A 13,529-nucleotide genomic window follows, 5' to 3' on the forward strand; every position below is an offset into this window, starting at 1 on the left:
CATGGGCGAATTTTTTAGTCAACGTTTGTCACGGCATTTCAAAAAAATGTCCAAGTACTTGCGCTATATTTTAAATGATCATTTTGTTTTAGTCTGTATGTTTTTATTAGGCGGATTAGGTCTGTACTATTCCCAGTTGTTAAAAGAATTACCTCGTGATTTTGTTTGGGGCAGACCGTTAATTCTGTTGGGCTGGCTGCTACTCATTCAAGTTGGTAAGTTGGCTACTCTGACAGAAGAGCCAGACAAGGTTTTTTTATTACCAAAAGAAAAACAATTCGCTGCTTATCTGAAACGAGCGCTGCGCTACTCTTTACTTTTACCGATTGTGGTCAGCTTTCTAGGAAGTGGCCTATTGATGCCGTTGATTGTAGTCACAACAGGTTGGTCGTTTCAAACCTTCTTTTTATTTTTGGTCATGCTAGTTTGTATGATTTATACACATCTTAGTTTACAAAGCTATGGGCTCTATCATCTTTCGTCAACCACTTACCGTAGTTGGTGGTTTGTTTGGTTGATCAGTAGTCTCTTGATTATGACGGGAGCTATTTACTGGACGCCTTGGGTTGGTGTGATTGGTGGCATCATCCTGGCCGTTTGTTTATCGAGTATTTGGCAAAATAAGATGAAACAGAGTTTCTTGGATTGGGAAAAAATGATCCAAAAAGAACAAAACAGAATGCATAGAATTTATAAATTCATTCAGCTGTTTACAGATATTCCTGAAGTGAGTAGTACAGTGAAACGCCGTAAATACTTAGATCCTCTCCTCGGAGTAGTCAAAAAAACATCTGAGAACACGTATGCTTACTTATTCATTCGGAGCTTTTTACGAGGTAGCGAATATAGCGGCTTATTGTTTCGTTTGATTTTGGTTGGTGGCGTGCTACTCTTCTTTTTACAAGAATTCTGGATTGCGTTGGTAGTTGCTTTATTGTTTGTCTATTTAATCGGGTTCCAGTTGATTCCCATGTACACGCAATTTGATTATATGGTGATGACACAGTTATATCCAATTTCAATAGAAAAAAAACAAGCAGCGATTCGCCGGTTAATTAGCGGCGCATTATCTGTTGCGGCCATTATTTTTGGTGGGATTGTCTGCCTTCGTTTAGGCAGTTTGCAAAATAGCTTGATCATTCTGGGTGCCTTAATTGTAGAAGTTGTGATTTTCACTAAAATGTATGTTCCAATGCGCTTGAATAAGTTATAAAGATGAGAAAACCCAGCAAAATTTACAAAAGAACCACATAGAAGCTTGACGAAGCAAGGTTTGGCGACTAAAATGGTAATTGCTGTAAAAATTGCAATAAAATTGTGTTGAGATAGGAGATAATTTCCATGGAATTTCAGTTGGATAAAGACTGGCGTCTGCAGCCGATAAAGGGCGCAACTGGTCAAACATACATGGGAATAAAAGAAACAGAGAAAGTGTTCATTAAACGAAACACTTCTCCACTTCTTGCAGCATTGTCTAAAGAAGGGTTAGCCCCGAAGATGATTTGGACAAAGCGGACAGCGAATGGCGACGTACTAACAGCCCAAGAATGGCTGGAAGGACGTTTATTACATGCGGACGAAATTGGCAAACGCAATGACGTGATTGACGTGTTATACCAATTGCATCATTCCAATTTGCTGAAAGACATGTTGAAAAAAATTGGTGGCGAAGTTTGTACCCCGCTAACAATGTTGAAAGAGTATAAGCGTCAACTACCTAAAGAATTAAAACGAAACAGTTATTTAAAAGAAGTAATCACTTATTTATATAATCATTTACCAGAATATCCAGAAACTAGCTATGTGGCTGTCCACGGCGATGTGAATCATCGGAATTGGTTAGTCTCGAATAATTATCTCTATTTAGTAGATTGGGATTCTGTGATGGTCGCGGACCCAGCGGTAGATTTAGGAATGATTTTGAGTCATTATGTCCCTCGTTCTGGCTGGAATCAATGGTTACTATCTTATGGTTTAATCCCGAATGAAAGTACGGTTCAACGAATTTATTGGTATGGTTTATTTAGCTTTTTACAAGAGATTGTTCGTCATCACCAAGAGGGCGAAAGAAGAGCAATGACTGCAGAAATTTTACAATTAAAACGAATGTTTAGTAGTTAAACTAATTCATTTAACATCCACACAGGCTGGCGAATTTCACCAGTCTGTTTTTAAAAGAAAGGAATTTTAAATATGCGTGTAAGAAATAGACCCGGAGCAGCAGAATATATGGCAAAATATCCACAATATGTGGTAGAAGGTCCTGAAAAATGGCAAGGGAAATGGCAAGAACGTTTTGGCAATAATCATCCCATCCACATTGAAATTGGTTCAGGTAAAGGTCGTTTTATTTATGAAATGGCTAAAGCACATCCTGAAATTAATTATATTGGTATCGATATGCAATTAAGTATTTTATCGATTGCATTAGATAAGCTAGTGGCCGAGCCGTTACCTAATCTACAGTTATTGCGAGTAGACGGCGAAGCATTAACAGAATATTTTGCTGAAAATGAAGTAGATTTAATCTATTTAAATTTTTCAGATCCTTGGCCAAAGAAAAAACATGAAAAACGTCGTTTAACGTATAAAAACTTTTTAGCGACAGATGAAATTATTTTAAAACCAAATGGAGAAATTCATTTTAAAACGGATAATCAAGGGCTCTTCGAATACTCATTAAGTAGCTTTTCTAAATATGGCATGATTATTGAACGTGTATGGCTAGATTTGCATAATAGCGAGTTTGAAGGCAACATTATGACAGAATACGAAGAAAAATTTTCTAGTCTTGGTCAACGAATTTATCGAGTAGAAGCACGTTTTGTTGCAAAATAAAAACAAGCATTCCTTTATTTTAAGTGAAGGAATGCTTGTTTTTTATTATTTAAGAAAGCCTAAGTTGTCGTTCTTAGAGCATAGGCATCCAATAAAATTCTTGCCAGAATGGATAGTGGTAACCGTGAACGCACTTCATAATCGGGGAAAAAGGAGCCTTCTGATTTGAAACCCACGAACGGAATTTCAATATATTTCATTAAACTAGAGTGTTTGCTTGCAGTTAAAAGGATAGTCCCAATTTCTGAGTCGTAACAGTTTTTACCAGCGACAACTAATTCTTGAGTTTCTCCATTTAAGGAAACAAAAAGAGCCACATCTTTTTTTGATAATTTTTTACTAATATTTTTAATAATTTCTGGGTCCGTATGCAGTTCACAGTATTTGCCAGCCAATTGAAACTTAACCATCATTTCCTGAGCAATTAATTCTGAAAAACCTCTAGCAAAGATAATAATCCGTCGAGAAGCCTTGATTTTTTGGATCGCATCTTCGATATTACCAATTTCAATCATGTTAATCGTACGAGTTACTTCTTCTTCATTCTTTAAAATGGCCGTCCGAATTCCTCGGTCTACTTTTTCTAATGCTGAAAAATTTATATTTTGGTTTTCTTTATCTTTCAAATGATGCTTGAAGGATGTGAAACCTTCATAACCTTTCTTTTTCATGGTTCTTACAATCGTCGCAGTTGATACGTTGGCTCGTTCGCTTAATTTTACAATGGAATAATCAGGGATTTCTAAAATATGTGTTTCGATAAAATGCCAGAGATATTGCTCTGACTCACTCAATTTTTGTTCCATAATGGCTAGCCCTTCTTTCTTTCACTAAAAAAACATTTATAAGCCTATTTTTAATGAAAAAAAATAAAAAAGCTAGAGAAATTATGAAATTGTAAATGTTTTCTATATTTTTGCGAAAGAATGAAAACCTTTACATGGTATTTTGAGACATAATAAAGAGGAGAAAGGAGGAACTACAGTGACTATTTATACATGTACATTAAATTTAGCCATTGATTTATTTATCGAAACAGAAGAGCTAGTTCCTTTTGTCGTGAATCGCACGAAGGAAGATGATATTCAAGCAAACGGGAAAGGAGTCAATGTTTCCCTAATTTTAAAGATGTTAGGGATTGATAATACCGCTTTGGGAGTCAAAGCTGGTTTCACTGGGAACTATGTCGAGGATTATTTAAAAGAAAAAGAGATAACCACTGATTTTATCGAAGTCGCTGGCACAACGAGAATCAATGTGTTTACAAAAGTTACCCAAGATCAAAAGGAATACAAATTAGTCAATAAAGGACCAAAATTATCTGAAGAACATGTACAACGTTTTTTGAAAAAAATTTCAGAGTTACGTAAAGGGGATTATTTGTGCGTATCAGGAAGTTTACCACAAGGGGTTTCGCCAAGTATTTTGATTGAAATTAGCCGAATTTGTTTTGAAAAGCAGGTGTTCTTAATCTTAGACAGTAGTTATGAAGAAATTTTAGATTGTTTGCCTTATCAACCATTTTTATTGAAACCAAATGAAGAAGAACTTCAAGAATGGTTTCATACAGAAGTGCAGACTAAGGATGATTACATTTTTTACGGACAAGAATTACTGAAGCGGGGAGCCAAAAATATTTTACTTTCTTTAGGTAGTGAAGGGGCTTTATTTATGAATAATGAAAAGGTTCTTTCAGGTAATTCACCAACTGGAATGGTTGTGAATACAGCTTGTTCAGGGGATGCAATGTTAGGTACCTTTTTAGCTGGTTGGCATCAAGGACTATCATTGGAAAAAAATTTAAAAAGAAGTATTGCAGCAGGTAGTTCAACAGCATTTCGCAAAGGATTGACAGATTTTTCAGATGTTCAGGAGTTAGAGCAACAAATAAAGATTCAAGAGGAGGAATAAACAGATGGCTACGTATCAATTAATAGCTGCTACAGGTTGTCCAACGGGAATAGCGCACACGTATATGGCACAGGAGGCATTGGAACAAGCTGCGAAACGTAAAGGTATTACGATTAAGGTTGAAACACATGGTCAGATTGGTATAGAAAACGAGTTAACACCTGCAGAAATCCAAGGAGCGGAGGCAGTCATTATTGCCGCCGATAAAGACGTTCAAGCAGAACGTTTTGCTGGGAAACGAATCATTGATGTCCCTGTCAGTGTGGGGATTAAAGAAGCAGATCGCTTAATTGAAGAAGCACTCGCAGGCAAAGGATCGATTGCGGCCGAAAACCAAGCAGTGGACGAACTTGAACAGGAGACACAAATTTCTTCAGGAAATGTTGGACATAGTATTTATAAAAACTTAATGAATGGCGTCTCTCACATGTTGCCGTTTGTAGTAGCAGGCGGCGTTTTAATTGCTCTTTCTTTTGCTATTTGGGGCATTTATTCATTTGATCCAGAAAGTAGTCAGTATAATGCTACCGCTGCTATGTTAAAAAGTATTGGTGATGCCTCAATGGGCATGATGGTGCCAATCTTATCTGCGTATATCGCAGAGGGGATTGCAAAACGACCTGGTTTGGTTGTGGGCTTTGTCGGTGGTTTGATTGCTAACACGGGTGGCACTGGCTTTTTAGGAGGGATATTATCTGGTTTCCTTGCTGGGTATTTCATTCTTTTATTACAAAGAGTATTTAAAGGTTTGCCTAAATCATTAGATGGTTTAAAAGCAATTTTCCTTTATCCAGTCATTGGCGTTGCAGTTATTGGTATCACTATGTCTTTACTAGCAGATCCGATGAAAGCTGTTAACGAAGGAATGATGAGCTTTTTAGCTAGTTTCCAAAACTCCAGTCCGTTGGTTTTAGGAATTATTGTGGGTTGTATGTGTGCCTTTGATATGGGAGGTCCAGTTAATAAAGCGGCCTATGTTACTGGGACGGCACTCTTAGCTCAAGGAAATACTTCTTTTATGGCAGGAGTTTCTGCTGCCTGCATAGCGCCACCTTTAATTACAGGCTTTGCTACATTATTCTTTGGAAAATACTTTGACACAAATGAACGCAATGCGGGGCTAGTGAACTTTATTTTAGGCTCCACACATATTACAGAAGGCGCTATTCCGTTTGCGGCAAAAGACCCCTTGAAGGTTTTACCAATTATGATGCTCGGATCTTCAATTGCGGCAGTCCTAACGTATATGTTTGGGGTACAAGTGCCAGCACCTCATGGAGGATTTCTTGTTTTACCAGTTGTTACTCACGCTGTTCAATGGGTTCTGGCAATTTTAGCTGGTTCATTGGTAGGCGGTTTATTGCTAGGTTTTGTACAAAAAAGTAGAATCGCCAAACAAGAGCAATCGTTATCAAAAAAATGAAATAACAGGAATTAGGAGTGGATGGAATGGCTTTTATTAAAGAAAATCATATTTTTTTAAATCAACAGTTACAAACGCAAGAGGATGTTTTTCACTTTTTAGCAAAAAAATCAACAGAATTGGAAGTTGCTCAGGACGCACAGGAAGTTTTCGATAAACTGAACGAGCGAGAACAAGAAGGAACAACGGGGATGATGAATGGATTTGCGATACCTCATGCAAAAGCAGCAACGATTCAACAAGCGGCCATTATCATCGTTACCTTGGACCAAGGTGTTGAGTGGCAGAGCCTTGACAACCAATTAACGGAGTTTGTGATTGCGCTGTTTATTCCAGATGCCGAAGCTGGCACGACACATTTGAAATTACTCTCTTCCGTTGCGCGCCTCCTATTAAGAGAAGAAGTTACTTCTGGACTGAAACAAGCAAGTTCGCCAGCTGAAATTGCTACGTTACTAAATAATCAATTAGGAGAGGGAACAGAATGAAAAAAATTAGTGAACAAAAACGTAAACATTTAGAAAATCTGGTAGATGATCAAGGGATTATTGGAGCACTAGCCATTGATCAACGTGGGGCCTTAAAACGCATGATGGGAAAATACAAAGAGGTGACTGCTCAAGAAATCAGTGACTTTAAAGTATTAGTATCTCGTTGCTTAACACCAGAGACTTCAGCAATTTTGCTGGATCCAGAATATGGCCTAGCTGCTGCTGAAAATCGAGCACAGACTTCAGGTTTGTTACTTGCGTATGAAAAAACGGGCTACGATGCTTCGACACCAGGACGGTTACCCGATAGTCTTGATGTTTGGTCGGTTAAGCGTTTAAAAGAAGCGGGCGCAGACGCGTGTAAATTTTTACTTTACTACGATGTTGACGAAAGTGAAGCAATCAATGAACGAAAGAAAGCTTATATAGAACGGATTGGTTCAGAATGTTTAGCCGAAGAAATTCCATTCTTTTTAGAAATTGTCTCTTATGATGCAAACAATTCGGATAGTGCTTCAAAAGAATACGCTAAAGTAAAACCGCACAAAGTAATTGAAGCGATGAAAGAATTTTCAAAGGATCGCTATAATGTTGATGTTTTAAAAGTAGAAGTCCCTGTGAACATGAATTTTGTAGAAGGTTTTGGCACTGAAAGTCTTTATAGCCAAGATGAAGCGCAGGCCTTTTTCAACATGCAAAGTGAAGCAACACAACTTCCATTTATTTTCTTGAGTGCAGGGGTTAGTGCTACGATGTTTCAGGAAACATTGAAATTTGCAAAAAAAGCAGGTTCCTCGTTTAATGGAGTCTTATGTGGTCGCGCAACTTGGGCAGACGGCGTGCTTCCATTTGTTCAACAAGGTTCTGAAGCAGCCGTTGCGTGGCTTGAAACAACTGGTAAAACAAATGTTGAAGAATTGAATCAGGTTTTAAGAGAGAGCGCAGTATCAGTCTTTGAAAAAATACAGTAATTAAGCTGAAAATATATACTGAATTTAAACTATTTGGTCATCTGAATTAAATTTTTTCAGAAATCGTCTTCTTTAAGTGAACTCAATGTACGCAAACTCAAAAGATATGATATAATTATTTCGATATCGATGTATGAACACCCAAAAAGTAACATTGCTTTACTTTATTTGGGGAAAGTTGGGGTATTATGGGAATTCCTAAAGAAGGCGAGTTTGTAACCATTCAGAGTTATAAACATGACGGACATTTACATCGAACGTGGCGTGATACGATGGTACTAAAAACGAGCGAGTATTCTTTAATTGGTGTGAACGATCACACGTTAGTAACGGAATCCGACGGACGTCGGTGGGTGACTCGTGAACCAGCCATTGTTTATTTTCACAAGAAATATTGGTTCAATATAATAGCAATGATTAGAGAAAAGGGGGTTTCGTATTACTGCAATCTGGCTTCGCCATATGTTTTAGATGACGAAGCGTTGAAGTATATTGATTATGATTTAGATATCAAGGTTTTTCCAGATGGTGAAAAACGTTTACTAGACGTTGATGAATATGAATTTCATAGCAAACTAATGGATTATCCAGAAGATATTGACTTCATTTTAAAAGAAAATGTCAAGACTTTAGTGGATTGGATTAATAACGAAAAAGGCCCCTTCTCGCCCGAATATGTAGATATCTGGTATCAACGTTATCAACAGCTATCAAAAAAATAGCCGATGTAAACAGCCCACAAAAGGAGCTTGGAGCATTAGCCAAAATGGCTAATGCTCCAAGCTCTAAATTTTCCGATTTAATTGGTGTTATAGTTCTTTATTCATTTCGTAGTGTTCAATGCCAGCATCCATAAAAGGTGCTCCTGTTTTTTGATAACCTAAACGTTCATAGAAGCCTACAGCGGTGACTTGTGCTCCTAGAGTAATCTTGTGGTAGCCTTGTTCTTTGGCAAAATTTTCCGCCGCTTCCATAATCATTCGTCCATAGTCGGCGCCACGGTAAGCTTTTTCAACGGCCATTCGTTGTAATTTCATAACGCCATTTTCTAGTGGAAGCAAGCGACAAGTTGCGACAGCTACATGATCCGTGTACAAAACAAAGTGAATACAACGTGCTTCATATTCATCGATTTCCATCTCTTCTGGTACCCCTTGTTCCGCTACGAATACGCGTTGACGAAGCCGGACAGCATCTAAATAAAGATCACTCATGGTATCTTTTGTTTGAGCTACATGCATAGAAAAACCCCCAAGTTCAGAATCTGTTTCTATTTTATTATACCACGAAAAAGTTCTAGCAATGAAGTATTCTCAATGACTGAGGGGGGAAGGTGTGATAAAATAAAACAGCAACAATTGAATAAAAATAAAGGAGGAGCCGCTGTGATTAATCGATTTAAAGAATCGAAATTATTTTTCTGGTCAGTTGAATTACTTGTCGTGGCCATGCTATTATTTATTGCTTCGAAAATTAATTTCTTATTTGCACCGATTGGGACATTCTTTTCAACGTTGTTTGCCCCAGTCTTAGTAGCAGGCTTTTTGTATTATTTACTAAATCCTGTGGTCAATCTACTAATGAAGACGAAAATGAAACGAATTTATGCCGTCTTACTGGTATTTTTATTACTAATCATCGCATTAGTTCTGATCTTATTAACAATTATCCCTAAGTTGGCAGATCAGCTAGCTAGTTTAGCATCAAGTATGCCAGATTTCTTTAAACAAGTGGAGACCTGGATTTATGAGATTGCGGAGTTACCTATTTTTAAACAAATTGATTTAACAAGCTATATTGAAAAAATGGATATTTCTTATGCCAATATTATCCAACAATTTTTAAGTAGTTTATCAAGTAGCTTAGGTTCAATCGTATCAACGGTGGCGTCAACCACCATTGTTTTGGTCACTGCGCCATTTATTTTATTTTATATGTTAAAAGATGGAGATAAGCTAGTACCAGCGATTCAACGCTTTTTACCTGAGAAAAGAAAAGATGATATTGTGGATCTTTTAGGACAATTGAACCAAACCTTATCCAGTTATATTAGTGGACAAGCGATTGAATGTTTATTTGTCGGTACATTTACGATTATTGGGTATTCATTGCTTGGCGTTCGTTATGCCTTTTTATTTGGTGTCATTGCCGGCTTTACGAATTTGATTCCCTATCTAGGACCTTATCTAGGATTAGCGCCCGCTGTCTTAGTGACTATCTTTAATGAACCCGTCAAAGCAGCCTTATGTTGTTTAGTGGTGCTAGTGGTTCAACAATTGGACGGAAATATTATTTATCCAAACGTTATCGGAAAATCTCTAAAAATCCATCCATTAACGATTATTTTAATTTTATTGGTAGCAGGAAATTTAGCAGGTTTGCTAGGTATTTTCCTCGGCGTCCCATTTTACGCAATCTGCCGGACCATTATCTACTATGTTATTGATATGGTCAAAGCGGGTCGTAGTGAAAAAGTTACCAATGCCGTTCTTTTAGGGAATGAAACAAATACGAAAGAAAATAACGGTTAATGATTGAATCCGCTAATCTTTCGTGCTATGATTTTATGGATTAGGATAGAAAATAACCTGTCATAATACTGATTGTGTCTGTTTCTAAGCCTAACCATAAAAAGAGGAAGAACATTAAAAGAGTACGAAAGTACAGCCTCGGAATTATCAACAATTAAGGAGAGAGAGAACATTATGAATAATGCTGACCCTGAGAGTCAGTCGCTAATTGCGCAACTTCTATTATTAGTCGTGTTGACGTTTATCAATGCCTTTTTGGCAGCGGCGGAAATTGCAGTCGTATCTGTTAACAAGAATCGTGTGGAACAAAAAGCGGAAGACGGCGACGCAAAAGCTCAAAAATTGCTTAAGGTATTGCAAGACCCCAATAACTTTTTATCCACAATCCAAGTAGGGATTACTTTGGTTAATATCCTATCTGGTGCTTCATTAGCAGAGACTTTATCTAGTCGTTTGGCCCCTGTATTAGGTGGCGGCGCCGCAGCTAAGAGTCTTGCCAGTATCATTATCTTAGCGTTGTTAACGTACGTTTCTATTGTATTTGGTGAATTATACCCTAAACGAATTGCTATGAATAAATCAGAAGAAGTCGCTCAATTGACTTCTGGTGCAGTCCGCTTTTTAGGAGTTATCGCGCGTCCCTTCGTTTGGTTGCTATCGGCTTCGACCGATTTATTATCCAAAATCACACCAATGACTTTCGATGATGCTGATTCGAAGATGACACGAGATGAAATGCGCTATATGCTTGAAACAGAAGGTGTTTTGGAAAACGAAGAACTAGAAATGCTACAAGGTGTCTTTTCATTAGATACAAAAGTGGCACGAGAAGTAATGGTTCCTCGGACAGACGCATTCATGGTTGACATCCAAGATGATGTCCAAGAAAACATCAATTTAATTTTAGGAGAAAATTATTCTCGGATTCCTGTTTATAGTGAAGACAAAGATAAAATTGTTGGTATTTTACATACCAAAACGTTACTAAAAGCTGCACGTAATTTAGGCTTTGAAAACATTGAATTAGGCGCGATTATCCAAGAACCATTATTTGTCCCAGAAACCATTTTTATTGATGATTTACTTTATGAGTTAAAACGAACACAAAACCAAATGGCGATTTTACTAGATGAATATGGCGGTGTTGTCGGTTTAGCAACACTGGAAGATTTACTAGAAGAAATCGTTGGTGAAATTGACGATGAAACAGATGAAGTAGAAAATTTATATACACAAGTGGCTGACAATGAATATTTGGTTCAAGGACGCATGTTAATTGACGAATTTAATGAAGTATTTGAAACAGATTTACACATGAGCGATGTTGATACAATGGCAGGTTACTTAATTACAGCATTAGGAACCATTCCTGATGAAGGGGAAAAACCTTCTTTTGAAGTGGGCAATATTAAGTTAACTGCTGAAGAAATGGAAGGCACACGTTTGCTAGTCTTACGCGTTCATTTCTACGATGAAGAAACTGTCGATGAAGAACCAGAAGAAAATCGTCGTTTTTTCCGTAAAGAAATGGAAGATGACGAACCAAGACGTTAAAAATAACCTGTGACATCAGTCGTTTTGACTAATGTCGCAGGTTTTCCTTTTAAAAAACAGCCAACAGCAGCTCTTTATTCTCAAGGCTTGACATGATATACTAGCAAAGGTTAATCAAAAATTATGCTGAAGAAAATAAATAAATAAACATCACAAGTGATAAGGAGATTTTTATGACGATCAATCAAAAAGAAGCAGTCGATAGTCGCCGTACGTTTGCGATTATTTCCCATCCGGATGCTGGGAAAACAACGATTACTGAACAATTATTATTATTTGGGGGCGCCATCCGCCAAGCTGGAACAGTCAAAGGGAAAAAAACAGGGAACTTTGCCAAATCTGACTGGATGGAAATTGAAAAACAACGGGGAATTTCGGTAACGAGTTCTGTGATGCAATTTGACTATCAAGACAAACGGATTAATATCTTGGACACCCCAGGGCATGAGGATTTCTCAGAGGATACGTATCGGACCTTAATGGCCGTGGATAGTGCTGTGATGGTTATTGACAGTGCCAAAGGGATTGAAGCACAAACGAAAAAACTTTTCCAAGTTGTTAAAAAACGTGGTATTCCAATTTTTACTTTTATTAACAAATTGGACCGTGACGGACGGGAACCATTGGAACTTTTAGAAGAATTGGAAGAACTATTGGATATTGAATCTTATCCAATGAACTGGCCAATTGGTATGGGAAAAGGCCTAGAAGGTCTATACGATATTTATAATGAACGTGTGGAATTATATCGTCCAGAAAATAATGGCGGGGAGCGTTTTATTCCTTTAAAAGATGGCGATATCCCAAGCGATTTACCATTGCACAATAACAGCGTTTATCAACAAGTGTTGGAAGATGTTGAGTTATTGGTAGAAGCAGGCGATGAATTTAGCGAGGAAAAAATCGCTCGTGGTGATCAAACGCCAGTCTTCTTCGGTTCTGCTTTGACAAACTTTGGGGTTCAAACATTTTTAGAAACCTTCTTACAATTTGCGCCTGCGCCACATGCGCATAAAACAGAAGAGGGTGGCGAAGTAAGTCCTTATGAAAAAGAATTTTCAGGCTTTGTCTTTAAAATTCAAGCGAATATGAACCCAGCCCATCGTGATCGAATTGCCTTTGTTCGAATTTGTTCAGGTGTTTTTGAAAGAGGCATGGACGTGACCTTAGGTAGAACAGGCAAAAAAGTCAAATTAAGTAACGTGACACAATTTATGGCGGATGCCCGCGAAAACGTCACAGAAGCTGTTGCAGGCGATATTATCGGCGTGTATGACACAGGAAATTACCAAATTGGCGATACTTTGTATGAAGGGAAAATGAATGTTCAATATGAAGAGTTGCCGTCATTTACCCCTGAATTATTCATGAAAGTGACTGCCAAAAACGTAATGAAACAAAAATCTTTCCATAAAGGAATTTACCAACTGGTTCAAGAAGGAGCCATTCAATTATACAAAACATATTTAACGGAAGAATATATCATTGGCGCAGTAGGTCAATTGCAGTTTGAAGTTTTCCAATACCGAATGTCCAATGAATACAATGCTGAAGTGGTAATGACGCCAATGGGTTCTAAAATTGCCCGCTGGATTAATCCAGAAGATTTAGATGAACGCATGAGCTCTAGCCGAAACATTTTGGCACGGGACCGCTTCGACCAACCATTGTTCTTATTTGAAAACCAATTTGCGGAACGCTGGTTTGCTGATAAATATCCAGATGTTGAACTGAAAAGTTTGATGTAAAATTAATTTGTAATCAATCAGTAGCTGAATCTTTAGAAGATTGAAGCTCGGCGCAGTCATTC

Annotated in this window: 13 protein-coding genes; 11 read left to right on the forward strand and 2 right to left on the reverse strand. The window is 37.6% G+C overall.

The features are described 5' to 3' along the window. The first annotated feature begins 1 nt into the window (after nt 1). From IGL23_RS02445 to trmB, 3 genes are all read left to right on the forward strand, one after another. On the forward strand, nt 2-1,213 hold the full coding sequence (locus IGL23_RS02445; RefSeq protein ID WP_002371475.1) for an ABC transporter permease: 1,212 nt from the start codon (nt 2-4) through the stop codon (nt 1,211-1,213). A 128-nt stretch (nt 1,214-1,341) separates the two neighbouring features. Further along, nucleotides 1,342-2,121: a phosphotransferase family protein gene (locus IGL23_RS02450; protein ID WP_002355531.1), complete on the forward strand. Its 780-nt coding sequence runs from the start codon at nt 1,342-1,344 to the stop codon at nt 2,119-2,121. 72 nt (nt 2,122-2,193) lie between these two features. Beyond that, a complete protein-coding gene (gene trmB, locus IGL23_RS02455) occupies nt 2,194-2,838 on the forward strand; it encodes a tRNA (guanosine(46)-N7)-methyltransferase TrmB (protein WP_033594563.1) in 645 nt (214 codons plus the stop codon). Nucleotides 2,839-2,897: 59 nt separating this feature from the next. On the opposite strand, the gene IGL23_RS02460 is transcribed toward trmB, so the two are convergent. Continuing rightward, a complete protein-coding gene (locus tag IGL23_RS02460; protein ID WP_002363162.1) occupies nt 2,898-3,644 on the reverse strand; it encodes a MurR/RpiR family transcriptional regulator in 747 nt (248 codons plus the stop codon). A 178-nt stretch (nt 3,645-3,822) separates the two neighbouring features. Between IGL23_RS02460 and pfkB the strand changes: the two genes are divergently transcribed. From pfkB to bph, 5 genes are all read left to right on the forward strand, one after another. Next, nucleotides 3,823-4,749, forward strand: a complete 927-nt coding sequence (pfkB, locus tag IGL23_RS02465; protein ID WP_002355534.1) for a 1-phosphofructokinase — start codon at nt 3,823-3,825, stop codon at nt 4,747-4,749. A 4-nt stretch (nt 4,750-4,753) separates the two neighbouring features. Beyond that, nucleotides 4,754-6,172 (forward strand): PTS fructose transporter subunit IIC, encoded by a 1,419-nt coding sequence (locus tag IGL23_RS02470; RefSeq protein WP_002355535.1) that lies wholly within the window; start codon nt 4,754-4,756, stop codon nt 6,170-6,172. Between the two features lie 26 nt (nt 6,173-6,198). Next, complete coding sequence (locus tag IGL23_RS02475; protein ID WP_002358680.1) at nt 6,199-6,660, forward strand: fructose PTS transporter subunit IIA; 462 nt, start codon at nt 6,199-6,201, stop codon at nt 6,658-6,660. Then, nucleotides 6,657-7,634, forward strand: coding sequence for a tagatose-bisphosphate aldolase (gene lacD / locus IGL23_RS02480; RefSeq protein ID WP_002364816.1), 978 nt, complete (start codon nt 6,657-6,659; stop codon nt 7,632-7,634). The genes IGL23_RS02475 and lacD overlap by 4 nt, the downstream gene beginning before the upstream one ends. 188 nt (nt 7,635-7,822) lie before the next feature. After that, nucleotides 7,823-8,356, forward strand: a complete 534-nt coding sequence (gene bph, locus IGL23_RS02485; RefSeq protein WP_002355538.1) for a biofilm phosphatase Bph — start codon at nt 7,823-7,825, stop codon at nt 8,354-8,356. An 87-nt stretch (nt 8,357-8,443) separates the two neighbouring features. Here the strand turns inward: bph and IGL23_RS02490 are convergent, their stop codons facing one another. Next, nucleotides 8,444-8,875 (reverse strand): GNAT family N-acetyltransferase, encoded by a 432-nt coding sequence (locus IGL23_RS02490; protein WP_002361248.1) that lies wholly within the window; start codon nt 8,873-8,875, stop codon nt 8,444-8,446. Nucleotides 8,876-8,950: 75 nt separating this feature from the next. Between IGL23_RS02490 and IGL23_RS02495 the strand changes: the two genes are divergently transcribed. The 3 genes from IGL23_RS02495 to IGL23_RS02505 all read left to right on the forward strand — a co-directional run bounded on the left by IGL23_RS02495 (nt 8,951) and on the right by IGL23_RS02505 (nt 13,467). Further along, nucleotides 8,951-10,165: an AI-2E family transporter gene (locus IGL23_RS02495; protein WP_002384914.1), complete on the forward strand. Its 1,215-nt coding sequence runs from the start codon at nt 8,951-8,953 to the stop codon at nt 10,163-10,165. A 174-nt stretch (nt 10,166-10,339) separates the two neighbouring features. Continuing rightward, complete coding sequence (locus IGL23_RS02500; RefSeq protein ID WP_002363168.1) at nt 10,340-11,719, forward strand: hemolysin family protein; 1,380 nt, start codon at nt 10,340-10,342, stop codon at nt 11,717-11,719. A 173-nt stretch (nt 11,720-11,892) separates the two neighbouring features. Continuing rightward, nucleotides 11,893-13,467: a peptide chain release factor 3 gene (locus tag IGL23_RS02505; RefSeq protein ID WP_002355543.1), complete on the forward strand. Its 1,575-nt coding sequence runs from the start codon at nt 11,893-11,895 to the stop codon at nt 13,465-13,467. Nucleotides 13,468-13,529 lie beyond the last annotated feature (62 nt).

It is taken from the genome of Enterococcus sp. MSG3299, from assembly GCF_050555765.1.
Taxonomy (GTDB): Bacteria; Bacillota; Bacilli; order Lactobacillales; family Enterococcaceae; genus Enterococcus; species Enterococcus faecalis.

What these genes read in the sequence shown, in the direction of transcription:
- IGL23_RS02500 (WP_002363168.1), top strand. Translation starts at nt 10,340, where the DNA reads ATGAATAATGCTGACCCTGAGAGTCAGTCGCTAATTGCGCAACTTCTA.
- IGL23_RS02495 (WP_002384914.1), top strand. Translation starts at nt 8,951, where the DNA reads ATGACTGAGGGGGGAAGGTGTGATAAAATAAAACAGCAACAATTGAAT.
- trmB (WP_033594563.1), top strand. Translation starts at nt 2,194, where the DNA reads ATGCGTGTAAGAAATAGACCCGGAGCAGCAGAATATATGGCAAAATAT.
- IGL23_RS02505 (WP_002355543.1), top strand. Translation starts at nt 11,893, where the DNA reads ATGACGATCAATCAAAAAGAAGCAGTCGATAGTCGCCGTACGTTTGCG.
- IGL23_RS02445 (WP_002371475.1), top strand. Translation starts at nt 2, where the DNA reads ATGGGCGAATTTTTTAGTCAACGTTTGTCACGGCATTTCAAAAAAATG.
- IGL23_RS02475 (WP_002358680.1), top strand. Translation starts at nt 6,199, where the DNA reads ATGGCTTTTATTAAAGAAAATCATATTTTTTTAAATCAACAGTTACAA.
- bph (WP_002355538.1), top strand. Translation starts at nt 7,823, where the DNA reads ATGGGAATTCCTAAAGAAGGCGAGTTTGTAACCATTCAGAGTTATAAA.
- IGL23_RS02460 (WP_002363162.1), bottom strand. Translation starts at nt 3,644, where the DNA reads ATGGAACAAAAATTGAGTGAGTCAGAGCAATATCTCTGGCATTTTATC.
- IGL23_RS02450 (WP_002355531.1), top strand. Translation starts at nt 1,342, where the DNA reads ATGGAATTTCAGTTGGATAAAGACTGGCGTCTGCAGCCGATAAAGGGC.
- lacD (WP_002364816.1), top strand. Translation starts at nt 6,657, where the DNA reads ATGAAAAAAATTAGTGAACAAAAACGTAAACATTTAGAAAATCTGGTA.
- IGL23_RS02490 (WP_002361248.1), bottom strand. Translation starts at nt 8,875, where the DNA reads ATGCATGTAGCTCAAACAAAAGATACCATGAGTGATCTTTATTTAGAT.
- IGL23_RS02470 (WP_002355535.1), top strand. Translation starts at nt 4,754, where the DNA reads ATGGCTACGTATCAATTAATAGCTGCTACAGGTTGTCCAACGGGAATA.